Raw genomic sequence first — 26,518 nt, 5'->3', positions numbered from 1 at the left:
GATGATGGACGCGCTGAATTATCAGGTCAATACCGCCATCCGGCCCGAAATTATTTATCTTGGGCAGGAGAAAACACCATTGATTATGATAGATAATTTTGCATTGGATTTATCAGCTGTGCGCCAGTATGCCTTGAAGAGTTGCTTTACTCAGCAGAGCGAGACTTATTACCCCGGCCAGCGTGCTGTTTTACCAAAAGCCTATGTCGCAGCCAGTTTAAATGCGTTATACCAGCTGATTTATCAGGTGTATCAGGTGCCTGAAAAGTTGCGTTTAAAACCGCAAATGCTGTTTTATGCACTGATTACCCAGCCAGAACATAGTCTTGCTCCGCTGCAATGTATGCCACATTTTGATACCAGTGCCCCTTATTATTTTGCGCTGTTGCATTACCTGAATGATTCGCCTCATGGCAGTACTGGCTTTTTCCGCCATAAGCCCACTGGGTTTGAACGGGTTACGGATCAAAGACGGCAAGAATATTTTCAGTCTGCTCAGCGGTTTATTGATAATCATGGCGCGCCACCTCAGCGTTATCAGGTGCAAACGAATGAGCATTATGAGTTGTACCACCAGATCCCATACCAGGCCAACAGACTGATCATTTACCCAGGTCATTTACTGCATTCGACTTTGGTGGATATCAATACAGATATAGACAGCTCTGCTGTCACAGGGCGCTTAACTGCCAATATGTTTGTCGATTTCGTATAAATCCGGAACCTGTGTGACACCAGCTGAAAAGGAACTGAGTATGGCTTTAACAAAAATAAAGATGGAAGCGATTACATTGCTGTTTTAGTCGCACAGATAACACTTTTACCCTCCTATTTTAAAGATGAAAAGAAGATAACGATGAACTATGAATTGCCAAAAGGCTCAAGATTGTTAAAGAAAGAATTTACTTATGGTGTGGCTACATCGTCCTTCCAGATTGAAGGTGGAGTTGAGTCTCGTCTGCCTTGTATCTGGGATACCTTTTGCGCCACGCCAGGTAAAGTCAAAGATGGCTCCAACGGCGACCTGGCCTGTGATCACTATCACTTGTGGCGTGACGATATCGCTCTGATCAGCTCCTTAGGTGTCGACGCCTATCGTTTATCTATTGCCTGGGCAAGGGTAATGAATCAAGACGGCAGCCTGAATCAGCAAGGTGTAGATTTTTACATAGGTATACTGGATGAACTGAAAGCAAAAAATATTAAATCTTTTGTCACTTTGTACCACTGGGATTTACCTCAACATATTGAAGATCAGGGAGGCTGGCTGAATCGCAACACGGCCTATTTGTTTCAGGATTATGCTGACAAGTTAAGTAAAGCCTTTGGTGACAGAGTCTATTCATATGCCACCTTAAATGAGCCGTTTTGCAGCTCCTATTTAGGTTATGAGGCTGGTATTCATGCGCCTGGTTTAACTAAAAAAGCCTATGGCCGTCAGTCAGCACATCATTTACTACTAGCGCATGGTTTGGCTATGCAGGTACTGCAGAAAAATAGCCCAACTAGTATGAATGGTTTAGTGCTGAACTTCACTCCAGCTTATCCATTGACCGACAGCGCGGCAGATATAAGAGCGGCCCAGCTTGCCGACGAATACTTTAACCAGTGGTATATCAAACCGGTATTTGATGGCGCTTACCCGGATTCATTCGCTTTGCTGGCGGATGAAGACAAGCCAGTGATTGAAGCAGGTGACTTTGACATTATTAAAGCGCCGCTAGACTTTTTAGGCGTTAATTTCTATACCCGCACTGTGTATAAAGCCGCTGAAGGCCGCGACTTTATTGAAGTCGACATGGTAGGCGCGCCTAAAACAGACATAGGCTGGGAAATTTACCCTCAAGCTTTTACCGATCTGTTAGTGTCTTTGCATCAGAACTATAAACTGCCTCCGGTTTATATTACTGAAAATGGAGCTGCTGCTGCTGATCAACTGGACAATGGTGAGGTTGATGATCAACTGCGCTTGTCTTATTACCAAACGCATTTAAATGCAGTGCATCAGGCGGTTGAGCAAGGTGTCGATATTCAGGGCTATTTTGCCTGGAGTTTAATGGACAACTTTGAGTGGGCTGAAGGCTACTTAAAGCGTTTTGGTATTGTCTATGTCGACTACAACAGCCAGCAAAGAACTGTGAAAAACAGCGGTCTGGCGTATAAAAATTTAATAAGTAATCGTTAAGTTATAAAAAACAATAATTTCAAATCAACACTTTATAGGAAGCGCCTGACATGGTTAGTGTAAAGGAGAAAATTGCTTACGGCCTCGGGGATACGGCAAGCAATATAGTGTTCCAGACCGTTATGTTGTTTTTGACGTTTTTTTATACCGATATCTACGGCATTTCGCCTGCCTTTGTCGGCACCATGTTTCTGGTGGTCCGTATAATTGATGCGGTAACAGACCCCTTGATGGGGGCTCTTGCTGACCGTACTCAAAGTAAATATGGCAAGTTCAGGCCTTACTTACTCTGGTTTGCTTTGCCTTTTGGCTTGATCAGTGTATTGGCGTTTACCACCCCTGATTTTGGCGAAGAAGGCAAAATGATCTATGCCTTTGTCACCTACACCTTACTGATGCTGGTCTATACAGCCATTAATATCCCTTATTGCGCTTTAGGCGCTGTACTAACCGCAGATCCTAAAGAGCGGGTATCGGTCCAGTCCTATCGTTTTGTCTTTGCCATGCTAGGTGGTTTGATGGTGACCTCTTTAACGTTACCTTTGGTAGAGTTTTTTGGTCAGGGCGATAAAGCCAAAGGTTATCAGTTGACGATAATGGCGATGAGTGTTTTAGGCGTGCTGATGTTTTTAGCTTGTTTTTATGGCACTAAAGAACGAGTCAACCCACCTCAAGAAGCGGTCAGCCGCAGCTACATGGATAACTTTCGTCAGCTATGGCAAAACGATCAATGGCGTGTTCTTGCACTAGTAGCCTTATGTCTGCTGAGTGGTTATGTACTTCGCACCACGCTGGCGATTTATTATGTGAAGTACTATCTGGACATGCCGGATAGCATCACCTTGTTTATCACTTTGGGTATGCTTGGCAGTATGGTGGGCTGTATTATTGCGCAGCCTCTGGCCAAACGTTACTGCAAGGTGAAACTTTATATTGGCATACAGATTTTAGCCGCAGCCCTTTGTGCCAGCAGCTATTTTATCGCAGCAGACAATGTCACTGTGGCCATAGGTTTGTATGTACTGTGGAATTTAGTATTCAACACTGGAACACCGCTGCTCTGGGCGAAAATGGCTGACACAGTGGATTATGGCCAATGGCTTACTGGGGTTCGTAGTGCTGGTATGGTCTATTCCTCTATTATCTTCTTTATCAAAATGGGCATAGCCATAGGTGGAGCTTTAGGCGGTTGGTTGCTGGCAGGTATGGGCTATCAGGCGGATGTGGCTCAAACCGAAGAAACCAAAGCAGGACTCTTACTGGCTTTTAGTTTGTATCCGGCCATAGGGTCGTTGATTGTGGCTTTTGCCATGGGTGCTTATAAGCTAAATACGCAAAAAGTTGATGAAATTACCCTGGAATTGAAGAGAGCTGCAGAATAAAAGCTGATAATATGACGGACTACAGAGCAATTTAGTCTTTGCTGAATTACTCTGTAGCTCCCGAATTTCTTAGACTTAACCAGAAGTGACAGCACTATTTATGGCGACTATTTACGACGTTTCTCAGCTTGCAGGTGTATCTCTGGCCACTGTATCCAGAGTAATGAATAAAAACACCAATGTCAGTGAAAAGACCAAACAAAAAGTGCTAGCCGCTATGGCTGAACTGGGCTACAGACCCAACACTTTTGCTCAGTCTTTAGCGTCAAATTGCTCCAATAGTGTTGGGGTTTTAGTTTCCCAACTAGATGGTCCTTATTACGGCCCTATGATGGCTGAAATTGAAGCTGCACTGCGAGCGGACAACCGCCATGTCATTATTGCTGTGGGTCATAGTGATGCAGCACAGGAAATTGATAGTGTGGAGTTTCTGCTGAGTAAAGGCTGCGACGCACTGATCCTCGATGTTGAAGCTATCTCAGACGAATACCTGATTAAATTGAGCCAGAGCTCAACTCCTATAGTGCTAATCAACAGATACATAGCTGAAATCAGCGATTGCTGTATTTACCTGAACAATGAACTGGGTGGTTATTTGGCGACCCGGCATCTGATTGAGTTAGGGCACCGCGATATCGCCTATATTTCCGGCCCTGCGAAAAAACACGATGCAATAGAGCGTTTGGAGGGGCATAAAAGAGCTTTGGCCGAAGTGGGTGTATCTTTTGATCCTGCTTTGTGTTTTGAGGGAGATTACAAAGAAGACAGCGGTGTAGACGGCATGAACTACTTGCTCAGTCTGGACAAAAAATTTACTGCAGTGGTCTGCGCCAACGATCAAATGGTCTCTGGCGCTATCTCGGTTTGCCTGGAGCGGGGTATGAAAATTCCGCAGGACTTGTCTTTTGTCGGTTACGACAATATTCCCTTTGCCCGTTACGTATCGCCTAAATTGACCACAGTCAATAACCCTATTCATGAAATGGGCAAGATGGCCGCTTTGTGGCTGTTGAAAAATCTATACAACAAAGATATTGCAGTAGAAAACGTATTTGAGCCTGAGTTAGTAGTGCGTAACTCTGCAATCTCTATCTAATTTGGTTAACCTAGGCTGACTTTTGTTCACCTCAAGAGTTTGGCCTTGAACTCTGATTATTCTTTTACTCTAAACGGGTAAAAATAGGATTGGAGTAAAACCATAGGTCCTTGTAGTTTCGCTCATTGATGCGCTGGTAGTAAGCGCGTCCACCTGTGTTGTCGAGTTTGATGACCGCTGAAGGTTGAGGCTCTCCATCAATAGTCAGGCCTTTTTCGTTGTAATCAAGGTTGGTTCCTCTGAGTCGGAAATACTGAGCGCGTGTTGCTGTCATGGTAAAGTGCATCACGTAGTACCCCTCGCTATCGAGCTGCCATTCTTCTGCAGTGAAAGAATGAATGACCTTTGTAGTAGGGTTATAGGGCTGATTATAGGCTGGGGTCTCTGGCTGCGCTTTTTCACCAAGATCGCCGGCAATCAGGTCAATATGGTGTAGTTTAGGTACAGTACCCTCGTACCGACCATTACCCACTTGTGTCTCTTGATTATTATGCCCAGGCTGCTTGAATCGTATAGTTATTTCGATGCGTTGTTGTGGTTGGATAGTTAAGCTTTGCCCCATAGTGGCCTTATTCGTTTTGCTGGAAATATGAAAGTCGAGCGCGTTAATCAAGTCGCCAAAAACGGAGAAACTGTTGCCGCTTTTAAGGGCCTGTAGCCAGGCTTTTTTTTGCAAGGGCTGCTGCGAATTTTCAGGCAACCATACATAGGTTTTGGCATACTCACCCGGAAAGTAGCCGCTGCTGTAGGGCAGTGAAATTTTGAAGTGATGATCGGAATTGGCGATAGTCCAGAGGTGGCGCCCTTCACCTAGTAAAGCATCCCAATTACCGCCAAGCTCAGCTACGAAAGGATCTGTGCCACCAAGTAAACCCGATCGACTTGCGCTACTGTAGTCGCCTCGCTCACCGTTAAACTGATTTCCCACCATCCCTTCGACTAAAAATAAAACATCAGGCGCTGCGTCATTAAATTCGCGGATATCGCTTATTTTGTAACTTGTCGCATAACGTGTTGGGTGGTTGAGTGTGGCGTAGCTGGAATCACGATGATGTTGCTGTAACCAGCTAAGTGCGCTTATGGCATCCTGATGGGTCCTGTTTTGCCTGGGTACTCCTTGTTTTTCGAAGGCCTCAATGACCTCGGCGGGAAAATCATGCAGGGTGTTTTTCGCTCCAAAGCGGTATTCAAAATAGCGGGTAAACTCCAGTGTCTGTTCGAAATCATCGCCAAAACTCAGTTTGCCTATATTCATATGTTCATGGGTAGGCGCATCCCACTCAAATGAACTGATGATGAGCTTGTTGGCAAAGTTTTTTTGCATACCTTGGAGCTCTGGCAGTTCATATGTTGCGATCGCATCTGAAAACAGCAAATGAATGTTTTCCCGACCAAAGTTATCTCTGCTGTTGTTGCGCAGATGATTTGAGATGGCCATATAGTCGAGATCAAATTGCTCAAAGCCTGCAGACAATACCTGAGACAACGAAGATTTTGCATCTGCGGACAAAGCGGTGTGAATATGCATGTCTCCCTTTATCCAGTGTCCTTGTTCTGCAGGTGCTTGAGGTGTGGCACAGCTGATTAAATTGGGCAGCAAGCCGAATAGCAGGTAGGTGCTAAGTTTGGTCATTTTCACTTTCGTTCCTCTTTGGTTTTCTTATGAAACAGCTGTGTTTCTCTGAGTCATAAAAAAGGGAACAATGCAGCATTGTTCCCTTTTTGCTTTTAGAATTGATAAGAGGCGAATACTTTTAAGGTGCGGCCTGTTTCCACATAGGAGCCGTTACCGCCACCATCCTGACTACCCATATAGTCTTTACTTGTCCCCAGAGTTTTATAAAAGGCTTCATCATCAAGCAAATTTTGCACTTGTGCTGTGACTGACCAGTCGTCCTGGCGGTAAGTCACGTTCAAGTCTAATTGCTGGTGTGCTTGTAAGTATTTATCTAATTTATCACTGGTTAAGCTCAGTAATTGACGACCAATATATTGCCAGGTTAAACCAGTAGATATTTCATCACCCTGGTAGAACAACTGGAAGTTGTACATTTGTTTTGGCGAGCGGGGTAAAGCGGTTTCGCCTGGTCTATTGCTTTCAGAGCTTTCGGCAGTGCTATGTTGAAAGGTCGCAGTTGCATCAATACCAAAACCATCAAAAACGCTGCCATTCATCGGAAACTTATAGCGTGTATGAGTTTCTATGCCTTTTAATGTTGCACCTTTGCCATTCGCTGGCATTTCGTAGGTGACGCCATCTTGTAGGTTATCAGCGTATTCTGCCGGAGGAACTCCTCCTGTGGTGCTGGCGGTATAGATGAAGTTGTTGAAGTCCTTACGATACACAGCCACTTCCATAACAGATGTATCTGTTGGATACCATTCTATGCTTGCATCGTAGTTATTCGCCGTGGTTGGTTTCAGATCCGGATTGGAGCGGGTGACTTTTTTAATCTGGTCTGTATTGTCGTTATAACTGTAACTTTCCGGTCCGGCAATAAGCGAAAAGGCCGGCCGAGAGAAGCTGCGGCGGGCCGCAAAGCGATAGACCAGATCTTCAGTTGGACGATAGCTGATGTTTAAGTTCGGTGAATACTGGCCGTAGCTGTTGCTGTCGCTGATAAAACGATGATTGTCTCGATCCAATAACCAATGTGACTCTTCAAAGTCGGTATTTTCGTAGCGTATACCAGTGGCGAAACTCCAATTCATCACCTCATGCTTAGATTGGAGATAAAACGCGCTGATGGTTTCTGTGCCGTAAACTGTCTTGCGGTTCCAATCATCCTGGGTGTAAGCCCCCGGGTTTGGTGCTCCTGTTTCAGTAAAGACGTCAGTGAATGCCACAGGCAGCATGTAATTTTCAAAGTAGCTGCGGTCATAAACCCGGAAGTTGTTGAAAACACCGTTACCGAAATTAATGTCCTGGCCTGCAATCTGCGAGGCGTAAGGGCCCTGTGGATTTGAGCTACCACCGGGTTTCCCATCAGGTGTTGGGATAGAGTAATTGCCATTGTCATGTACCAGAGGACGGTCATATTGGTCTCTGTCAGACACACTGTAATCAACACCAGTTTTGATTTCATCGAAAAAGCCACCAGGTGTATAGCTTAAATCCAGTTTTACACCATACATGGTGTTTTTGGCCGCCGCATCGCCGCCCTGAGTTTTGCGGAATCGTGCTGCATCCCGGTCTGTAAGTTGTGCTCTTAATTGCTCAGAGCTGTAATTGATTTGCGGATTTGTTGGATCTGATAAATCAAAACTCAAGGCACCATCATACTTCTGGCTGTACAAACTACCTTCAATATAGTTTGGAGTTTTTACTTCGCTATCCCCGAACGAGAGGTTATAGGCTAAGTTCAGATTTTCCTGAATTATCCAGTTACCGCCAGTTTGGACGTTGGCCAATGTAGCTTCCTGATCGCGTAGCTGGAAGTAGCCATTGGAGCCAGCAGTTTTACCTGTGTAAAATCCTGTTTGATTATCAAATGTTGACGAATCTATATAAAGTTTACGCTGTGAATCAGAGCCTTCCGCTGTGTAATGGCCGTAGTTGGCTCGTAAATACAAATCACCATTTTCCAGCTTTTGATCGAGGGAAAAATTTCCACCAAAGCGTTCGATGGCAGTTTCATAAAAATCCAACCTTAGCTCTTTAGCGACGAGGCCGTGCTGCAGAGTGCTCCAGTCAGTCACATCTTTTTCTGATTGATGCGCTTGGGTATAAACGGCTTCCAGTGTCTCACCTGCAGCATAACGCGTTTCATGATAGATAGTGCCGTAAAAGCCAGTGTCCTGGTCATCGCCGTATAGATTGGCAAATTCAAACTGAGCGACGTGACCTGTAGCATCAAAGTCCCTGTCGTTGGCTAATTCTGAATAGTTCAGTCCTCCGGTAAAGTTGCGATAGTCGTCTCCTTTTTCAAAACCTGTTGGCGTGTTAATTTCCACTATGGCGCCAATAGCGTCAGCTGGGTCTTCTGCCATTGGCGTTTTTGCAATGCGCGCTGAGCTTAAGCCGTAAGGCGCAATCATTTTCATTGAAATGGCTCGGGTAGAAGAGTCAGCCTGAGGCATACGCATGCCGTTCATCAAATAGGCGTTATAGCTTGAATCTATGCCCCGGACTGACAAAAACTCAGATTCACCTGTGGCTGCCTGGCCTTTGCCCATATCCGAATAAGCCGTCACACTAGGTAAGGTGGATAGTATGTCTGTGATATTGCCGCCTGGCCTTTCCATAATGGCTTTAGCCGACATGATGGCGTTTACACCAACACTTAACTTTTTATCTAATAGTGCACCAGACTCGTCATCAATAATGCGACTGCTTGTGACTGATATTTTCTCAATAGTCTTGTCATCTCCGGCAGTGGCACTCGCCTCTGCTGCGTAGGTATTTACGGCTGCAACTACCGATGCAAGTAATGAGAGTTTGAATATCTTCGAGAGCTGTCTGGTGGTGGCCAGCGCTGAATTAGCTGTTGTTCTATGTTTCATTTAGTGTTTCCAAACCTTTAAATTAACCTGATGTCGGTATCCATACGCAAAGCCTGGCGCAGAAATAATTTAGCTCTGGCTTGGTATGTCAGGCTCTTGATGTTTAAGTCCCCCGGATTTTTCAGTTGTGGCACAAGCTTCACAAAAACTTCATAAATAAGTTAAGTAAAAGTTTTTATAGTGCGGCCTTGTTAGCGGAGCGCTCGGTCATGGTTAGGTGCTTAAGCTGGATTGATTTTTGAATTAGATTTGCGGCGCAAGATAAGCGCGCGGCAAGTACTTAGAAGGTAACGAATAGCCGAAAGGCTAAACCTAATCTTAACCCCCGTGGAATACAATGAAATACATCAGCGAATACCATAGCTCAGGGGCTTTAATCGACAATAAAAGCACTTCTGGTATCACAGGGGTTGTGACAGACCTGGCTAAAATACGCGGAAAAAAACAACTCGAAGCTCTCTATCGGGAGCATCATCATAGCTTGTGTGGCTGGTTAATGCGCCGCTATGGCAAGCATGCAGCAGATGCTGAAGAAATTGCCCACAAAGCTTTTGCGCGGCTATTGGAGCTGGAAAACCTTGATTCTATCCTCAACCTAAAAGCTTTTTTATATACAGTAGCGGTCAATTTTGCGCTACTGGATGTGCGGGCTCATGCCACTAGTCAAAAGTTTATTGAGCAAGAATTGCATTTATTTTCGGAAAATGTGGAAGAAATGACGCCTGAACGCATCTATTCTGCAGAGAAAAGTGGCCTGCATTTAATAAAAGGGATTGAACTGTTGTCCGAGAAACAGAAAAAGATACTTTACCTGAGTCGTATCGAAGGCAAAAGTTACGAGCAAATCACAGAACAAACCGGCTGGAGTCAGGCTGACATATCCAGACAATTGAAAAAATCGCTCTCAATCATACGTGAAGAGTTGGCTAAAAAATCTGTCGGTGAAGGTTAATTCGAATGACTCTACAACAAGAACTACCTTTCCCCGCTGAGAATAGTGCCGATCCAATTGACGCTGCCGATGAATGGTTAGTCTATCTATACTCAGGTCAGGTTAGCGAGGCTGGAAAAGTTGCTTTTCGTGCCTGGTTAGCTCAGTCACCAGAGCATGTGCAAGCCTACAAAGATGCCGAACAGCTATGGCGTGATATCGGATTGTGTTCGCTACCTCTGGCTGAACAGGTCGAGCTCAGCTCGGGATTGAATGCTGAACCTGAGGTGGAGCATCCTCAGCTTCAACCAAGGGCCGCAATGCGCAATAGGTTCGCAGCTCTGGCGGCAAGTCTGGTTTTGATCGCAAGCACTGCAGTCTGGTGGTTTGAACAAGATACACAGTTTGCTACCACTCGCTATGTAAGCCATATCGCACAAACACGCACCATCACTCTGGAGGACAACTCCAAAGTCGTATTGTCTGCAGATTCCAGTCTGACAGTATCATTTAATCAGCATGCCAGAAGCTTGAATTTACTGAAAGGGCGAGCTTATTTTGATGTGTCCCCAGATCCATCCAGGCCATTTGTGGTCAGAGCTGGCAACGCAACAGCAACAGCTGTAGGCACGGCGTTTGACCTGAACTCTGATGATGAAGGAGTTACCGTATCAGTGACTCATGGCATAGTGGATGTTAAATCGTACGCCAATGCTCAGTCTGAGCCTCAGCTTGCTCTGAGAAAAATTAACGCCGGGCAGATGGTGCGGGCTGACAAACAAGGTGTCATTAGCAACGCTACAGCCTTTGATATTGATGATGTGCTGGCCTGGCGCTCAGGTAGGCTGGTCTATCAGGGAGAAAAACTTTCAGTGATCACCGCCGAAATTAATAGGTATAGAACCAAGAAAATTCGCTTATTAGATAAAACGTTACGGGATAAACGCATCACCTTGTCTGTTGCAGCTGATAAAACAGAGCAGCTTATTGCTGCGATACAAGTCGCAGAGGCTGTGCATATTGTGGATACACCAACAGAAATATTAATCAGCAAGGCGAAACCTTACTGACAAAGTGCGAGCCAAGGTGATAGTTGACAACATGAAGAGGTAGATTTTGTTGACCAGGTCCCACTTTGAGTTTGTCACTATCATCATCGCTAAACTGCGGGCTTGCGGTCGCTTCAACTTACTTCATTGGCCATCTTTTCACCTTGCTGTGCCAAAAAAGCTGGTTTTGAGTCTGGCGTTGATGAGCTTTTTTAGCACAGCGAATGAAATCCAGCAGAGCAGTTTAAATATAGCCATAGCTCCTTCTTCACTACAAAAAGCTCTGATGTCTGCTTCAGAGCAAATGCAAATTACCATTTATGCTGACTTTGACCTGATCAAAGATAAAAAAGTAGCAGGTGTAAGTGGTCGCCTTAGTGCAGATCAAATGCTGAGTGCTTTGTTGAAAGGGCATCAGCTTAGTTTTCAAACCAGTGGCGAAGGTTTTTATGTCATTATCCCGCTAAAAGAAATCAAATCTGTAGCTTCCAGTCCAGCTGTTGAAAAAGTAGCAGCAGCTACTCAGCACACAGACATCTATAACCTCAGGGTCATTGGACAGCGTTTGTGGAACAGTGACAACGGGCTGGCACATAAAAAGGGCTGGGTAGGTAACAATGCCTTCATCTCAAAAGACGCTTTAGCTTTGTCAGCGAGTAGTACTATTTCAGATGCTCTGAACATACTGCCAAGTGTTATTGCTTATGCCGATATGCGTTTGGGGCAAGCCGCTACAGGCGAATCAGAATATGTGTCTGTTCGTAGTATGAATTCTGACTACACCTCCACCTATGTAAATGGTATTCAGGTGCAGGGAGCAGATCCATTCTCGCGGTCGTTGTCGTTAAAAATGATTATGCCCAATAGTTTAGATTCAGTTCGTATCCTTAAAACCCCGACTGTTGAATGGGGAGGAGAAGGAATTGGTGGTGTGATTAACATCGTTAGCCCCAATGGTTTTGATTTTGGGCCGGATTATCTTCGGGTTACTTCAGGTTTCACCTATTCGGATTTATCGGAGAAACATGGTTTTTCCACACCAGGTAAAGTGACACAGCTAGATCTGGGTCAGTTATGGGGTGAGGACGACGAATGGGCTTTTTACACTTCTGCTTATCAACAGCAAAAATATGCGGCAGCAGAAAGCCTCGAAGCCGGAGGATATGTTGCAGCCACTCTCGCTGAATCAAAGCTCAGTGATTTACGTCTGGTACGTGAGGGGCTGATGCCAACGGATATCCGTTTTGATTTTTACCATTCACTGGTAGAGCGAACAGGTGGTAACTTTTCCCTGGATTATCGAAAGGGCGCCCACAAGCTGTTTTTTCGGGGGAATGTTAGTCGATATGACGCCACAGGTTCTGATGTACAACGTAAATTAGTCCGTGGTGTTGAACAGGTTTATAACCAACAAGGACTGTTTCAACCACAAGGTGTTGTGGCCAGCGGTTACTTTCAGACTCGAGACTACAGTGAAGTTCTCAGTACATTGCAACTGGGTGGTGACACAGCTATTGATGCGGACTGGGATCTCGCTTTTCATGTTGCCGCTGCAGATAGCCGTATTGAACGGCCAGATTATGTGGAGAGTAGTTTAAATGGCTTAAGCACGCCTGGTTCATTTACCTTTGATATCTCTAACCCACAACGACTTAATCTGGCGTTTGATAGCCCCAGCACCCGAGATTATTTGCTGGACCCTGGCTCGGTGCGGGTACGAAAGTTTCAGGGCAGTGACAGCAGCTCACGAAACTCCTTCTATGATACAAAACTGGAACTTGAGTACCAAAGTTTGTCTGTACTCAGCGAGATTAAAATGGGTATTGAGCACAATCAATCGATTCGAACTCATTTTAACCGCGCAATGACAGGTAATAATGGCGCTAATTACGTTATTCCAAAGGTGGAAGGCCGGTTACCACAGAGCACTGCTCCGCAAGGACCAACCGGAGCTGAATTAGCCGGCACAACTATCGACTTTATGCGTGGCTTGGTGCCCAATTTTAAGGTCTACCACAGGGATTATTTTGAAAACACCCTGCTCCCTTTGGCCTATCAAGATTTATTTAGCCCAAGTGGTGAGCCAAACCCAGGCCGCTACACTGTAGATGATTACAACCGTAACACTATAAAAGGTACAGAGTATAACTCTGCCGTTTACCTGCAAGCTAAAGGGAGCATAGCCGGCTTCACTATTGTACCTGGGCTACGTATTGAGAAAAGCCGAATGCTTGTCACTCATTGGGACACCGTAAAAGAGCCCCATCAGTTTGTTGATTTCAGCCTTGATCATGCTGTACTACTACCTAATTTGAATATTTCCTATCAATCCGACCCAGAGCTGCTCTTTCGTTTTGCAGCGCGTCGCGCAATCTCAAGAGCCGCCTTTGCTCAATTGGCAGAGGCAGAAAGCATTGAATACGATAGTTTGACCGATCAAGTCAGCACCATTTCCCGTGCCAATCCTCAGTTAAAGCCAGAACGGGCAATGAATTATGATCTGAGTGCTGAGTGGTATTTGAGCTCGTCATCTTTAGCTGAGCTGGCGTTTTATTATAAAAAAATCAAAGATGTAATTTATACTGGCAATATTTCTTTTATGCCAAATAACCATAAAGTAACTCTGACTCAACCTCTCAATGGTTATCCTGCCCAGCTTCGTGGTGTAGATTTTCATCTTCGCCACCAATTCGACTATTTGCCCTATTTTTGGCAAAACACTGGGGTGGATCTGTCCGCGACAGTGCAGCACAGCTGGATGCAAAACAGCCTTGTTTCAGACGGGGCGACTATTGAAATGCCACGTGCGCCAAAACAAAATTATAAGCTACAGATATTTTATCAGTCTGACAGTTATCTGATCGCGGCAAACTGGGTGCATACAGGAAAACAATTATTAAGTGTTTCGGATTCTGGTTTGGACAAATATTTACAGTCTAGTCAGCGACTGGATTTGTCGATGATCTATAAATACAGCCCTTTTTCTTTTAGCGTACAGCTGGAAAACCTGTTAAATGACGTTAGCTTTTATAAAACTCTGGGACGAAGTACTCAATATTTAGGGACTCAGGATGCGGGAGGCAATGGCTCTTTTGTGCAAACAGGTCGCTTTGCCACATTTACCCTCAGCTTTCAGTTTTAGCCAGGTGTTAGACATTTATCTTCGCTTTGAAAAGCGCCTCTGTGCCAGTGACACAGAGGCTTAAACAGACTTAAGGTAAAGCAGCTTCTAAAGTTAAAGTTAAGCCTTCGCGGATTTGGTCAGCCAATTCAGATTCAGCTTTAGCTGAATAAGAGGCTTCAATCAGAAATACGCCCGCTTCAACAGGGGTGTAAGTAAACTGGCCACTGGCGTCAGTTTTATGCTGAATGCGACCTGCTTCATCACGGTAGCGCTCCCCTTCGTACGACACTTCCAGTTCAACACCAGCTTGCGCCTTACCATTGACTAAAAAGGTAAAAGTCACAGGCTCGCCCGCTACTATGTCAGCCGGGTGCACTGAGCTTTTAAACTCCAAACCTTGGTTTTTCAGTGCCAACACTTCTGAGGTTGGTTTATTTACTGTGATAAAAGCTATAGAGCGGCTGCGGCTTTGGCTGGTCACTACGTCTGTGGCATTCGCCGGTAGTTCTTTAGCACGGGTCTTTTTGTCGGCCATCAGGCGTTTACGTTCATCACCAACTTTGTACATAGTGCTAAAACGTGCCGGGCCACCTAACTCCAGCCTGTAAGTACCTTCAGCATTCAGTTGTGCGTCAACCTGAGATTTACGTTTACCCTGGTACTTATGCTCAATGGCCTGCTGTTTACCATCTGGTGTATATAAAGCCACATTGTCTACCGGAATACCTTTGTCGGCGACAAAAGTCATATTGGCGGCACTGACATCAGCAGACACCCAGCTGCCTGTTTTTGACAAGACAAAATGACTTGGTACTACCCATAAGGTGTGAGCCAGAGCCGGAGCGCTGACCGCTGTCGCCAGCAGTAGTGAAGCCAAAATAGATTTTTTCATTGGACTAGTTTCCCTGTACTGAAGTAAGTTTAATTTTTCCCAGCTCAGTGCTGGCTTGTATGTCGATCTGAACAGCGCTGCCGTCCCAGCTGAATGCTTGCTTCGCCAGATTACGTCCGCCTTGTTCGCGGGCTGCTTCGACAAAAAGCACATAGTTACCTGCAGCCACAGCTTTACCTTGTTCGTCTTTACCATCCCAACGCACTTTATAGCTGCCAGGACCTTTGGTGGCACCTGTTCTTGCGTCCACCAATTGCGGCTCACTACGGCCCAATTTGCGCCAGAAACGGCGTAAGTCTTTAATCCAGTCAGGCTTATCTAACCAGGCTTCCACCAGCCGTACAGGTTGTTGTTGTTCATCTTCGATCCATACAGCCACATAAGGTCTGTGGTAAGTGCCAGTCTCAATTTTTGGCAGTTCAACCTGAACTTCCAGTTCTTGCTGAGCTATGGCAGTGCCGCAACAAAGCAACAACGCGGCGACTAAATATGTGCGCATAAATTTCCCTCTTAATGAAACGAAGCTATATAAGCTAATAAAGCTAATACCAAACCAGCTACAGCCGTGGCATTGCCAAAATCTCTCCGGTTGGGCTGGCGCCACAATAAATAAAATCCGGACAGCGAAAACAACACACAAAACACAGCTGTAATATCAATCAGCCATTTCCAGCTGCTACCCGCGTAACGGCCTTTATGTAAATCGTTGGCCAAGGCCAGATAACCGCCAAACTCTGCATCAAGCTCTGCAGTGCGCTCTGCTAAATTAATCACCACTGAGGCGTAACCGGCAGGGCGTTTAAAATCGACTTCCAGCAGCTCATCTTCAGGCGAAAAATTCAGGTTGTAGCCGCCCTGCAACTGGTGCTCTTGCTTTAACCAGTCAACATACAAGGCCAAAGCTCCTTGTTGCTGATTGTCAGGAATATTGAGCAGATCAGGTAACTGTTCTGGCAGTTCCAACTCCAACTGCTGACTGGTTTTCCCCAAGCTGCTGCTGAGCTCAGGATGGTTCAAGGTAATACCCGTAATGGCAAAAAATAACAGCAGTAACAATACCAACATCGCGCTGTAGGTATGTAACCAACGCATCCAACGAGCTAAAGCTGAACTCTTCACAACACCCCCACAAAAAACTGAATATATGCTACTGAGAATTGTTCTTGTTTGCAAGGGGTCTGCAAGTGATTGATTTTGCTGTTCGTCTCAAAAACACTTTTTCGTAGCTCATCTCGACATCTGCAATTGCAAATAGTTCGCAATTGCTATTGATCTTTTAATGAGAATCACTATCATTGGCAGCCATTGCCCTTTGATGGCGTTTCTTTACATAGTCCGGGTGTTGGTTTTATCTACTTTGTTGTGGTGAGCTGCCCGAATAACAGGAGTTTTTATGTTCAAGTCCCGTCCGGCCAAATTGGTGTTAGCCACCCAACTTGCTTTAGGTTTAATTGTTACGGCGCAGGCAGAAGAAGCTGCTGCACTCCGAGATAACAATATTGAACATATAGTGGTTACGGCTTCAGGTTTTGAACAAAAACTGGTGGAGGCACCTGCAAGTATTTCAGTGATTACTGCAGAAGAGCTGCGATCTCGCCCTTACACTACTTTACTGGATGCGGTACGTGATCTGGAAGGTGTTGATATTGGTGAAACCCGTGACAAAACCGGCCAGGGCACTATCAGTATGCGTGGTATGGGCTCAGACTACACCCTGATTTTGGTGGATGGTAAACGTCAGAACAACCATGGTGATATTTATCCAAATAACTTTGGTGGTAACCAGTTTGGTCATATGCCACCACTGGATACCATAGAACGAATTGAAGTGGTGCGTGGCCCTGCTTCTACCTTGTATGGCGCCGACGCTTTAGGCGGTGTCATCAACATTATCACTAAAAAAGTAACGAATGAATGGGCTGGCTCTGTCAGTCATAGCCGCACCGCGCAAACAGATGACAGATTTGGTGAAGAGATCACGACTGATTTCAACGTCATGGGGCCGTTAATACCAAATGTACTGGGCATGTCTGTTCGTGGCAGTGCTTATGACCGCATGGCTTCTACCCCAACTTTTGCACCTGTGGTTTATCCCAATGGCCAAGTGCTGAATCGCTCTTTGGGCTTTGGTTCTGGCGGTAAAACAGTAGACAATAAAAGTTCTGTATTAGGTGGCCGTCTGAGCTGGACTCCGGTTAATAATCAGGCAATTTGGTTTGATATCGAAACATCCACTCAGGAATACGATAACAGCCCTATTATCAATGACGACGGCAGCCGCGAATATCCTGTCGGCACAGTCGACAATATCAACAGTATCTGGGCGGCTGGCAATTTTTGTAAAGGTGCCACAGGCAATAACGCCAATGTCTGCCGAACCAATGGTGGCACCTGGAGCCGTCGTGCCAACCCGCAGGTCGGTTATAGCCCAACTCAGGAATTTACTCGTGATACCTGGTCCTTGAGCCACGAGGGCAAATGGGATCTGGGTAATAGTTTTATGTCGTTATCTTATGTCGACACGCAAAACCATGGCCGTACTTTGCCTTTTACTTTGGCTGAACGTGCTCAGTTATTGACGATGATCGATGGCACTGGTGCTTATGCAGGAATGAGTGCAGATCAACGCAAGGCACTGGCGGAAGACACCTTCCTGCCAAGAGCCAAACGTAAAATGGCCAGCAATCAATATACTTTTGACGCCAAAATGGATATGCCGTTTGAACTGGCGGGCCAGCACACAGCGGTAGTGGGTACGCAAGTGATCCGTGGTGAACTGGAAGATGGTGTCTTTGGTATGGAAAGCGGCACTCCAGGTGAAGTGCAGGAACACAATATGTGGTCCATTTTTGCTGAAGATACCTGGGACGCCACTCAGGAATTCGCATTAACTGCGGGCTTACGTCGTGACGACCACGAAGTCTTTGGCAGTGAGATGAGTCCACGTTTATATGGTGTGTATACCTTAAGCCCGGAATGGACTATCAAAGGCGGTGTCAGCACTGGTTATAAAACGCCAAAAACCACCCAGCTGTATGACGGCGTAGTGGGTTTTGGTGGCCAGGGTACATCCCCAATGTTTGGTAATCCGGATCTGAAACCAGAAACCAGTACTTCAACAGAGCTTGCGCTGTATTGGGAGCATCCAGGTAACCATAATTTCAACATCACTATTTTCAATAATGAATTTGAAGACAAGATTGCCTCTCAGCCTTGTGGTACAGGCACAGCCTTGGTCTGTACTAACACAGGTGAATATGCTGAATTGGGTTATGCCACCAGCAGCAAAACGGTCAATATCGATAAAGTGACGATACAAGGCGCTGAGCTGGCAGGACGCTGGCAGATTATCGACACTATCGCTTTCCGTGCTAACTACACTTACACCGACAGTGAGCAAAAAAGTGGTGCTAATGCAGGACAACCCCTGACCAACACCGCCAAACATATGGCCAACCTGACACTGGACTGGGCTGCGACTGACGATTTAAAACTGTTTCTGACCTCAGAAATCCGTACTAAACGCTACCGTACCTGGGACACTATTAAAGACGAAGCTCTATACTTTAAAGCTTATGAAGTGCTGCACTTAGGTGCCAGCTATGAAGCCAGTGACACTGTCACCTTCACGGCCCGGATCAATAACTTAACGGATAAAGACTTCACCACCTACGACCTGAACTTTGTTGAATGCGACAGCGGCACTAACTGTGTGTTTGATACCAATGGCGCAAATGGCTATATAGGCAGCTACACAGACCATTACAACAACAAAGACAAAGCCCGTAACTTATGGGTGAGTGTAAACGTTCGCTTCTAAGCTGGTCCGCAGGCTAACCACAGAAAACCGCAGATGATCTCTGCGGTTTTTATTTACAGCAACTGCTGTTGCAAAAATACAAATCCTGTTTCTGTGATGAATAACTTAAGGCCTTGTGATGTGGTATCGGCTCTGTAATTTCTGCTGTTTTTTACAAAAAGTATTTTTTCGCCTTTGTTCAGGTTTACCTACTGTTATTCAGGTCTTGTGTGGTTTGTTGTACTTTGCAACAGCTCCGGTAGTTGCTGATGACTGGACTGAATATCGTTCAGAGCATTTTATAGTGTTTACCGATAGTCCGGCAGATGACGCCAGGCAGTACTTGCATCATGCAGAACAGTTCAGGCAAGTGCTAAGCCACTTTATGCCGTTGCATGACAGCATCTCGCTGAAGCTTGTCCTTTATAGCAATAACAGCATGTTTCGTAGTCTGGTGAACCAGGAGCTGGCAGGGGTATTATTGCCGCCGTCAGATGATGAACAGTTTATGCTGCTTGATGCAACCAGGGAACAGCGGCTTCAGAACGCAGGGCTCCATCATCTTTATACTCAGTATCAGCTGCAAGACAGTGGAGCTGATTACCCATATTGGTTCCGAATGGCTCTGGTTGAGCTGTTATCTGCAACCAGGCTGGAAGAAGGCAAAGCCTTAGTTGGTGTAACAAACCAGATGGCCCGGGGCACAGAAAGCCAGCTGATTGCCATCAAAGCTTTGCTGCAACTGCACAGAGCGTCGCATACAAATGAGCAACGTCACCACTTGTGGGCTTTGGGCCATTTCCTGCTATTAGGCAAGCTGGCGGGCGCGACAGACTATACCGCCGCCACAGTGAAGTACCTGCGGATGCGAAGAGAAGGTGAGTCTGATGACACTGCATTTGTGACTGCGTTTGGCAAAAGCCCGGAAGTGATGTCGTCAGAGTTGAACGCTTATATACTCAGTAGTGCATTAAAAGCTGCGGTAGTGCCGTTGCAACCTTATGATGGTGAAGTTGCTATTCGTGTATTACCGGACCCTGAAATTCAGTTGCTTTTAGGGCGTATTGCTTTATTGGCAAACCAGCCTGAACTGGCAGTGCAGCATCTACAGAAAATACCACAAGGCGCTGCTGGCTTTTTGCCGTCTCAACAGCTGTTAGAGTCTGCAGCTCTGGTAATACAGGGCAGGAAAAACGCCCTAAACAACGCCGCTCAGCCTGGCAAAAACGCGGAAAAACAGCAGGTTCTGAGCTCCAGAATTACAGAACTGGAACGGCAACTAAAGCAGAAGCCACAAGATGTCAGTTTGCTGGCTGAACTTGCCGGGCACTACAAGCAACTTGCAGTCTTAGCCAAAGATGCCAGCCAGCATCAAAAGCGAACACAACAGGCTATTGATTATGCCGAGCGATCATTAAAACTGAAGCCTGCACAACAAGACATGCACAACCTGCTGTACGTCAGCTACAAAAGTATTGGCAAAAGGGAAAAAGCATTTGTGCATTTAAAGGCCATACAGCAAGTGGAACCTGAAAACATCATGTTAAAACTGAGCGTGGGGCGTTTTCTGTTTAATGACAGAAAATATCAGCAAGCATTGCCTTATCTTAAAGCTGCTGAAAACTATGCTGGCTGTAAAGCCTTGTGCCAGCAAGATCTGGCGGACAAGTTGAAGAAGATACAGCAAAAAGCGGGAAAGTCCTGACGGATTATGTAACTGGCTTAGTAGAAAGATATTGCCGAACAAGGTCCTTGGGAAAAGATCCAAAAACGGCCAGCACAATCTTAGAAAAAAAGTAAAACTGAAACTAAGTTTATCTGCCATCTGCAGTGCTTTGGTTGCGCTAACAATGCTACATTGTTGCTTTGCCAACCCAACCCTTTCCAACCAAACAAAGGTGACAAGGATGCGACATAGTTTAACGCTGCTTTTTTTTACATCTTCACTGGCTTTTGCCAATCCATCCCCTATTCCAGCCAACCCGGTACAACAACTAAAACCAGAGCTTGCGCAGGTGATTGCTGCCGATGCTCAGCTAGAGATACTGGCTGAAGGTTTTCGCTGGGCTGAAGGCCCAGTGGCTGAACCCAAAACAGGGGATATTTTATTTTCCGATGTACCGGAAAACAAAGTCTGGCGTTGGAATACGAAAGACGGTTTAACTTTGTATCTCAGCCCGTCAGGCCATACAGGTGTTGTTGACGAACCTTCGAGTGGTGAAGGTGCTAATGGCTTGATTTTTAATCAAAACAATCAGTTGGTGCTGGCACAGCATGGTGACAGAAGACTGGCCGTATTGACGTCAATCGATACCAAAGGCCCGGTCTACCAGAGCCTGGCCACCAGTTATCAGGGCAAGTTGTTTAACAGCCCTAATGATTTGGTACAACACAGCAATGGTAGCTATTTATTCACCGACCCGCCTTATGGCTTAAAAGATGCGGATAACTCCAAGCAAAAACAGCAGAGCTTTAACGGTGTCTATTGGCTTAAAGGCACTGATGTAACTGTTGTCACAGAGAAACTAACCCGCCCTAACGGTTTGGCGTTATCGCCGGATGAACAATGGCTTTATGTTGCCAACTCAGATCCACAAGCGGCACAGTGGTGGAAATATCCGCTGGCAGCAGATGGCACTGCAGGTGAAGGTCAGCTGTTTTTTGATGCCACAGCCTGGGTGAACAGCAAGCCTGGCTTACCTGATGGGTTAAAAGTATTGCCATCTGGCCACTTGCTGGCGACTGGTCCTGGTGGTGTGCTGGTGTTTAACGCTAAAGGTGAACATTTAGGCACTATTCAAACCGGAGTGGCAGCGGCCAATGTGGCATTGAGTTTGGATAAACAGTATTTATACATTACCGCCTCCAGCTACTTACTGCGGATTAAACTGAAAACCGCAGTGTAAGCAAAGGGCTGTGTATAGAAATGTAAAGCTGCTCTATTAGTGAGCAGCTTAAGGTTAAACTGCGGCCAATTGAATCCGGAGTAACAGCCCTTGAACCCTTTATTGCTGATCGACGATGATCGTGAACTGACCTCCATATTAAGCACTTACTTACAGCGTGAGGGCTTTGTGGTCCAGGTTGCAAACGACAGCCAGCTGGGCCTGCGCCAAGCCATTTCGGGGCAGTATGAATTGTTGGTGCTGGATGTGATGATGCCAGGCTTAGATGGCATCTCTTTGCTGCGCCAAATACGTCAGCATTCCAAAGTACCTGTCATCATGCTGACAGCTAAAGGCGATGACATCGACAAAGTGCTGGGGTTGGAGTTGGGCGCTGATGACTATGTCGCCAAACCTTGTTTGCCGCGCGAATTAGTGGCTCGTATTCGGGCTATTTTGCGTCGGGTACAACAGCAGCAGGATGAACCAACCGAAGTAAAGGTAGGGCCTTTAACACTTGAACCTGGTGCACGTAAAGCCTGGGTCAATGGTCAGTTGATTCAGTTGACTGGCGCTGAATTCAGCGTGCTCTGGGTTTTAGCTTGTCAGGCCGGACGACTGGTTAGTAAAGCCGAATTATCCTTACAGGCTTTGGGTAAAACCTTAACTCAATATGATCGCAGTCTGGATGTGCATATCAGCAATATCCGCCAAAAACTGGGCAAAAGAGCAGACCAACAAGCCTGGATTGAAGCCGTGCGTGGCAAAGGCTATCAACTGATGCAGCGAATTTAAGTTATGGGCCAGGTGTTTTGGAAGTTTCTGTTAGCTTTTTGGGGCGCGTTAATTCTGGCAGGTACTTTGGTTTGGGCTGTGAACGAAGTCAGCCGATCGACAGATGATGCAGCCAAACCTGTCTGGATAGGTCCGCAGCTGCGCTTGGTGTTAGGTTCAGCTCAACTGATGATGGATTCTGGTGGCATTCAATTACTGGGCGACGTATTGCAGCGCTGGGAAGACGATCCTATGTCGCGCGACAAAGTTTTGCTGCTTAATCAGCAGGGGGACGATTATTTGCAGCGTGAGGTGCCTGAACACTGGGCAGAATTATTGAAAGAACAGCCCGAGTACAAAGTTCAGGACAAGACGGGCCAGAGCTGGTTTTTGCTGGCAGTACCCCGTCACGAATTTCTGTTGGACTGGCTGCGCAGCGGCAGAGGAATGGCTCAAGCCTCTTTATCAACTCAACCCACTCAAAAATCCATCGAACCAAGAGGCTTAGAGCCTCCATTTGATTATAAAAAGTCACCCCGTGGCATTATGCCTATGCCACCTATCTGGTTTCATCCGGCTTTTTTACTGGCTGCTATTTTGGGGACCAGTTTATTGGTCAGCTTCTGGTTGGCTTGGTACTTTGCCTCACCGGTACGCCAATTAAAACAAGCTTTGCAGTCGCTGGCATCTGATCATTGGCTGACTCAGTTGGGCCCTAAGGTGACAGGGCGGCGTGATGAATTTGGTGCTGTAGCCCGCAGTTTTAACCAGATGGCTCAAAGTGTAGAGCAAGCCATTAGTGGTCAGCGTCGGTTGTTGCATGATGTATCTCACGAGTTCCGCTCGCCTTTGGCACGGTTACAAATACTGGTTGGGCTGGCGCGGCAAACTCCGTCAGAAAGCGCTATGGTGCTGGACAAAGTGGAAGCTGAAACTCAGAAACTCAATGCGTTGGTCGAAGAAATTCTGACCTATTCGCGACTGGAAAGCGGTGCCGCCGCAGTCAAATTGCAGCAAGTGGATTTGCTGGAACTTCTGGAGTCTGTGGCTGAAGATGGCCGACTGGAAGCTTTATCACAGCATAAACAATTGCTGGTAAAAGCTGATACAAAAGTGCAGGTTCAAGCTGACCCGGACTTACTTTATCGGGCTTTGGAAAATCTGATCCGTAATGCCATTAAATTTACCGCTGCAGACACACAAGTGACTGTTGAACTGCAGCAGCAGGAACAGCAGGTACAGATTAAAATTTCTGATCAGGGGCCTGGCGTGGCGCATGCCGATGTAGCTAAACTTTTCACTCCCTTTTTTCGTGGTCAAAGCAAAAAAGACGGAGTGGGTTTAGGTTTAAGTATTGCTAAAAGAGCAGTCGAAAGTTGTGGCGGAGAATTGCAGCTGCATAACCTTTATGCAGCTTCTGGTATTGCTTGTGGTTTTCAGGCGGTAATCGTACTGCCCTTGGTGTTGAAAACTTAGGGTGAAGTTACGCTTATCGTCAGTGTATTGCCTTCAATCGTGCTAAGAGACAGGGTAGCTATATCTGTACTGTTACTCCCGGACACATTAATAGGCAAACGGCACACACCGTTTCTGTCGGTCATTCTATGGGTTCCTGAGTTGCAGTTTCCTACAGTGACTAAAAGACCACCAGTATTGGCTGAACCATAACTGACGCTGGTTGATATATTCATAAAAGGTAAGCGTATAGAAGAGGCATCTTCAACTGCAAGCTGCACTACTGCAGAGCCTCTTATTGCAGTTTGTCCAGTGGTCTCAGTTATAGTTGCAGGACTCATATAATTGAAACATTCCTGATTATCTATAGTTGTTGCGCTGCTGGCGCTTGCTTCTGCCACTACCCAGACCTGTGCCGAACCCTGTGGTGAAAAACGAGTCTCTGCATCTGGATCGACACAACCTGCTCTGATGGTATTTTGATTAGCCGGATAAGTCAGATAAAAAGTGGCAGCGCCGTCAGAGGTGACTGCTTGACCACTGACTAATTCTTGTTTTGCCGGATCTACGCCGGCAATCTGAGCACCCAGCAAAGATGCACCTATCATATATTCCAGTTGGCTTGCAGTATTCAGATAAGCTTTATTGGTTGTCAGACTGATATCTTGCTCAGGTAGTGCCGCCACAAAACGGCTCTTATCTGCAGCCTGAGCATTCAGAATGAGCACCCTGTCCTGCGCTTCGATAAAGCGGCTGGTATTATTGCGGGTGATTACAGCGCTTTTAAATAACGCATTGGTTAAATCAGTTAACAACGTCGAATTCGACGTTGTGGAGGCATTACCATCAATCACTGTACTGCTAAAGCCGTAGTTAATTTGTGGTGCGCGGTTGGACAGCAACACACTGTCGACCACACCTAAATTCACCACTGTACCGTCTGCTACCGGGTTACCGTATCTGTCCGTTGCCAGCAAACCGCCAATTCGTCTGTAGATACCGTTTCCCATGTTTTCAATAGCATTTTCTCTTGGGTAAGTCAGCACTATAGAGTGAGTAGGGCCTGAAGCTATACTCATAGCCGAAATAGTGGCCTGAATAGCAGGGCTGTAGCTAGTACCGCTGTTATTTAAGGCTTCCGCTTTTAACTCAACTACACCAGGCAATTGTCCTGAGCTTAAAGTTAAGGTTGCCACCCCGTTGCTGGTGGCTACATCGACAGTTTTAGTATTTTGTACCAGTTGTCCGGAAGCTTGAGTCCCGAATAGCAATTCTCCACCATTAGGCTGGGTGACAAAACTAACCCGCACATTATTTACGCCGGCCGGAGCATCTTGCGCAGCGCCACCTGTAGATGTCAGTAAACGCACGGTAATAGTGCTACTTTCCATTTGGCCTACACCAGCCACAAAAATAGCACGTTCGCTGGCGGCAATACTGATACTGGCTGGTACTGGCCGTTCAGGTTCAGCTGCAGTGCCCGCTATAGTGACTGTTGTCGTGGTCTGCACACCGTTGATATAAGCGGTAACAGTAGCGGAACCGGCACTCTGGCCAGGATACAAGCGCACTGTTGCAACACCATTACCTGCATCATTAGAACCGCCTCGGCCTGTTTCAGCTGTGGTGCGTGTCATCACTTCTGTGGCACTAAAACTACCCAAATTGGTATTGAATTGGACTGTGGCGTTAGGTAGCAAAGACCCATCAGTGTCTCTGACAGTGGCCGACAGGGTAATAAAGCGCTCTGGAAAGCCAATATCCAGGCTGGCTGAACTGGCACTGACAGTAACAGCTGTCGCATCTTCAGTTTTATCCGAACCACAGCCAGTTACCAATAACAAAGGCAGAATCAAAAGCAGAGTGGATAAAAAACGTGGCAACACCGTCATACATCATCCTTGTAACCCGAGCGTTAACTTATATAAAATTTTACAAATCTTACTGAATTCTAAAGAGGTCTGTCGCTTTTGTATAGCCACTTGAGTTCAGTGTTGACAGCATGCGGTTTGCTTGTGCTTTACTTCAGAACAGCGCATGCTGAGGTTTCACTTATCCGGAAAATCAGATTGTTATGCTAATTACTTTTAAATCAATTGCCGCAGCGCCGGTACAGATGTTTGACCATGTTGCTCTGCAGTTACTGGAACTGATGGGTCGTTTACCTAAAGCGCCTGGAGCTTTATTTGCTGAAGACGTCTCTGAAGCTCTGACTTTACTGCAGCAAGGCTTATCCGCATTAGAAGTAGCGCAAGAGCCTGAATTATCTGATGATTCAGCAGATAAAGATCAGGAAAAGCCGGGTACAGTTCCGCTAAAACACCGCGCTTTGCCTTTAATAGCCTTGTTGCAGGCGGCGATACGCGAGCAAAAAGGTGTGAGCTGGGAATGATTCGCCGCTTTAGATGACCATCATAGCCTGAAGCTGTGTGGCTGGTTTGTC

At 46.1% G+C, this 26,518-nt stretch carries 19 protein-coding genes; 13 read left to right on the top strand and 6 right to left on the bottom strand.

The genetic code is table 11. The features are described from left to right. Positions 1 to 4 precede the first annotated feature (4 nt). From EMM73_RS04535 to EMM73_RS04520, 4 genes are all read left to right on the top strand, one after another. On the top strand, positions 5 to 715 hold the full coding sequence (locus EMM73_RS04535) for a DUF6445 family protein (RefSeq protein WP_261373327.1): 711 nt from the start codon (positions 5 to 7) through the stop codon (positions 713 to 715). A 141-nt stretch (positions 716 to 856) separates the two neighbouring features. Further along, positions 857 to 2,185 (top strand): GH1 family beta-glucosidase, encoded by a 1,329-nt coding sequence (locus EMM73_RS04530; protein ID WP_127685271.1) that lies wholly within the window; start codon positions 857 to 859, stop codon positions 2,183 to 2,185. A 50-nt stretch (positions 2,186 to 2,235) separates the two neighbouring features. Next, the gene (locus tag EMM73_RS04525; protein WP_127685270.1) at positions 2,236 to 3,567 is read left to right on the top strand and encodes a glycoside-pentoside-hexuronide (GPH):cation symporter; all 1,332 of its coding nucleotides are present in this window, start codon (positions 2,236 to 2,238) and stop codon (positions 3,565 to 3,567) included. Between the two features lie 100 nt (positions 3,568 to 3,667). Beyond that, positions 3,668 to 4,663 carry a LacI family DNA-binding transcriptional regulator gene (locus tag EMM73_RS04520; protein WP_127685269.1) on the top strand — a complete coding sequence of 332 codons (996 nt, stop codon included), beginning with the start codon at positions 3,668 to 3,670 and terminating at the stop codon, positions 4,661 to 4,663. Positions 4,664 to 4,727: 64 nt separating this feature from the next. On the opposite strand, the gene EMM73_RS04515 is transcribed toward EMM73_RS04520, so the two are convergent. Together EMM73_RS04515 and EMM73_RS04510 are read right to left on the bottom strand one after the other, a co-directional pair. Next, positions 4,728 to 6,296 (bottom strand): CehA/McbA family metallohydrolase domain-containing protein, encoded by a 1,569-nt coding sequence (locus EMM73_RS04515; protein ID WP_127685268.1) that lies wholly within the window; start codon positions 6,294 to 6,296, stop codon positions 4,728 to 4,730. Positions 6,297 to 6,391: 95 nt separating this feature from the next. Continuing rightward, a complete protein-coding gene (locus EMM73_RS04510) occupies positions 6,392 to 9,166 on the bottom strand; it encodes a TonB-dependent receptor (protein WP_127685267.1) in 2,775 nt (924 codons plus the stop codon). Between the two features lie 337 nt (positions 9,167 to 9,503). Between EMM73_RS04510 and EMM73_RS04505 the strand changes: the two genes are divergently transcribed. The 3 genes from EMM73_RS04505 to EMM73_RS04495 are packed head-to-tail and all read left to right on the top strand — an operon-like array spanning position 9,504 to position 14,288. Further along, the gene (locus tag EMM73_RS04505; protein WP_127685266.1) at positions 9,504 to 10,118 is read left to right on the top strand and encodes an RNA polymerase sigma factor; all 615 of its coding nucleotides are present in this window, start codon (positions 9,504 to 9,506) and stop codon (positions 10,116 to 10,118) included. Between the two features lie 5 nt (positions 10,119 to 10,123). Further along, positions 10,124 to 11,167, top strand: a complete 1,044-nt coding sequence (locus EMM73_RS04500; protein ID WP_127685265.1) for a FecR family protein — start codon at positions 10,124 to 10,126, stop codon at positions 11,165 to 11,167. 49 nt (positions 11,168 to 11,216) lie between these two features. After that, positions 11,217 to 14,288, top strand: coding sequence for a TonB-dependent receptor (locus EMM73_RS04495; RefSeq protein ID WP_127685264.1), 3,072 nt, complete (start codon positions 11,217 to 11,219; stop codon positions 14,286 to 14,288). Between the two features lie 70 nt (positions 14,289 to 14,358). Here the strand turns inward: EMM73_RS04495 and EMM73_RS04490 are convergent, their stop codons facing one another. From EMM73_RS04490 to EMM73_RS04480, 3 genes are read right to left on the bottom strand one after another with little or no spacing between them, the layout of a single operon-like run. Further along, the gene (locus EMM73_RS04490) at positions 14,359 to 15,162 is read right to left on the bottom strand and encodes a DUF4198 domain-containing protein (protein WP_127685263.1); all 804 of its coding nucleotides are present in this window, start codon (positions 15,160 to 15,162) and stop codon (positions 14,359 to 14,361) included. 4 nt (positions 15,163 to 15,166) lie between these two features. After that, positions 15,167 to 15,661: a DUF2271 domain-containing protein gene (locus EMM73_RS04485; RefSeq protein ID WP_127685262.1), complete on the bottom strand. Its 495-nt coding sequence runs from the start codon at positions 15,659 to 15,661 to the stop codon at positions 15,167 to 15,169. An 11-nt stretch (positions 15,662 to 15,672) separates the two neighbouring features. Continuing rightward, positions 15,673 to 16,281 carry a PepSY-associated TM helix domain-containing protein gene (locus EMM73_RS04480; RefSeq protein ID WP_261373326.1) on the bottom strand — a complete coding sequence of 203 codons (609 nt, stop codon included), beginning with the start codon at positions 16,279 to 16,281 and terminating at the stop codon, positions 15,673 to 15,675. A gap of 274 nt (positions 16,282 to 16,555) precedes the next feature. Here EMM73_RS04480 and EMM73_RS04475 point away from each other — a divergent pair, with 274 nt between their 5' ends. The 5 genes from EMM73_RS04475 (at position 16,556) to EMM73_RS04455 (ending at position 24,096) form a co-directional block, all read left to right on the top strand. Then, positions 16,556 to 18,982: a TonB-dependent receptor domain-containing protein gene (locus EMM73_RS04475; protein ID WP_127685261.1), complete on the top strand. Its 2,427-nt coding sequence runs from the start codon at positions 16,556 to 16,558 to the stop codon at positions 18,980 to 18,982. Between the two features lie 118 nt (positions 18,983 to 19,100). Further along, the gene (locus tag EMM73_RS04470) at positions 19,101 to 20,666 is read left to right on the top strand and encodes a tetratricopeptide repeat protein (RefSeq protein WP_127685260.1); all 1,566 of its coding nucleotides are present in this window, start codon (positions 19,101 to 19,103) and stop codon (positions 20,664 to 20,666) included. A 202-nt stretch (positions 20,667 to 20,868) separates the two neighbouring features. Then, positions 20,869 to 21,867, top strand: a complete 999-nt coding sequence (locus EMM73_RS04465; RefSeq protein WP_127685259.1) for an SMP-30/gluconolactonase/LRE family protein — start codon at positions 20,869 to 20,871, stop codon at positions 21,865 to 21,867. Between the two features lie 90 nt (positions 21,868 to 21,957). Beyond that, positions 21,958 to 22,641, top strand: coding sequence for a response regulator (locus tag EMM73_RS04460; protein ID WP_127685258.1), 684 nt, complete (start codon positions 21,958 to 21,960; stop codon positions 22,639 to 22,641). 3 nt (positions 22,642 to 22,644) lie between these two features. Next, positions 22,645 to 24,096, top strand: a complete 1,452-nt coding sequence (locus EMM73_RS04455; RefSeq protein ID WP_127685257.1) for a sensor histidine kinase — start codon at positions 22,645 to 22,647, stop codon at positions 24,094 to 24,096. Here the strand turns inward: EMM73_RS04455 and EMM73_RS04450 are convergent. Then, positions 24,093 to 25,967 carry an Ig-like domain-containing protein gene (locus EMM73_RS04450; protein WP_127685256.1) on the bottom strand — a complete coding sequence of 625 codons (1,875 nt, stop codon included), beginning with the start codon at positions 25,965 to 25,967 and terminating at the stop codon, positions 24,093 to 24,095. The genes EMM73_RS04455 and EMM73_RS04450 overlap by 4 nt on opposite strands. 182 nt (positions 25,968 to 26,149) lie before the next feature. Here EMM73_RS04450 and EMM73_RS04445 point away from each other — a divergent pair, with 182 nt between their 5' ends. After that, positions 26,150 to 26,467: a DUF1840 domain-containing protein gene (locus tag EMM73_RS04445; RefSeq protein WP_127685255.1), complete on the top strand. Its 318-nt coding sequence runs from the start codon at positions 26,150 to 26,152 to the stop codon at positions 26,465 to 26,467. Positions 26,468 to 26,518 lie beyond the last annotated feature (51 nt).

Source organism: Rheinheimera sediminis (assembly GCF_004005375.1).
GTDB lineage: Bacteria > Pseudomonadota > Gammaproteobacteria > Enterobacterales > Alteromonadaceae > Pararheinheimera.
This window is presented reverse-complemented; position numbering and strand designations above follow the sequence as displayed.

Bases quoted from the DNA above. Each gene is read 5' to 3' on its own strand.
- EMM73_RS04465 (WP_127685259.1), top strand. From the start codon at position 20,869: ATGCGACATAGTTTAACGCTGCTTTTTTTTACATCTTCACTGGCTTTT.
- EMM73_RS04445 (WP_127685255.1), top strand. From the start codon at position 26,150: ATGCTAATTACTTTTAAATCAATTGCCGCAGCGCCGGTACAGATGTTT.
- EMM73_RS04475 (WP_127685261.1), top strand. From the start codon at position 16,556: ATGTTCAAGTCCCGTCCGGCCAAATTGGTGTTAGCCACCCAACTTGCT.
- EMM73_RS04455 (WP_127685257.1), top strand. From the start codon at position 22,645: ATGGGCCAGGTGTTTTGGAAGTTTCTGTTAGCTTTTTGGGGCGCGTTA.
- EMM73_RS04485 (WP_127685262.1), bottom strand. From the start codon at position 15,661: ATGCGCACATATTTAGTCGCCGCGTTGTTGCTTTGTTGCGGCACTGCC.
- EMM73_RS04500 (WP_127685265.1), top strand. From the start codon at position 10,124: ATGACTCTACAACAAGAACTACCTTTCCCCGCTGAGAATAGTGCCGAT.
- EMM73_RS04510 (WP_127685267.1), bottom strand. From the start codon at position 9,166: ATGAAACATAGAACAACAGCTAATTCAGCGCTGGCCACCACCAGACAG.
- EMM73_RS04515 (WP_127685268.1), bottom strand. From the start codon at position 6,296: ATGACCAAACTTAGCACCTACCTGCTATTCGGCTTGCTGCCCAATTTA.
- EMM73_RS04470 (WP_127685260.1), top strand. From the start codon at position 19,101: ATGTGGTATCGGCTCTGTAATTTCTGCTGTTTTTTACAAAAAGTATTT.
- EMM73_RS04450 (WP_127685256.1), bottom strand. From the start codon at position 25,967: ATGACGGTGTTGCCACGTTTTTTATCCACTCTGCTTTTGATTCTGCCT.
- EMM73_RS04490 (WP_127685263.1), bottom strand. From the start codon at position 15,162: ATGAAAAAATCTATTTTGGCTTCACTACTGCTGGCGACAGCGGTCAGC.
- EMM73_RS04525 (WP_127685270.1), top strand. From the start codon at position 2,236: ATGGTTAGTGTAAAGGAGAAAATTGCTTACGGCCTCGGGGATACGGCA.
- EMM73_RS04520 (WP_127685269.1), top strand. From the start codon at position 3,668: ATGGCGACTATTTACGACGTTTCTCAGCTTGCAGGTGTATCTCTGGCC.
- EMM73_RS04530 (WP_127685271.1), top strand. From the start codon at position 857: ATGAACTATGAATTGCCAAAAGGCTCAAGATTGTTAAAGAAAGAATTT.
- EMM73_RS04535 (WP_261373327.1), top strand. From the start codon at position 5: ATGGACGCGCTGAATTATCAGGTCAATACCGCCATCCGGCCCGAAATT.
- EMM73_RS04505 (WP_127685266.1), top strand. From the start codon at position 9,504: ATGAAATACATCAGCGAATACCATAGCTCAGGGGCTTTAATCGACAAT.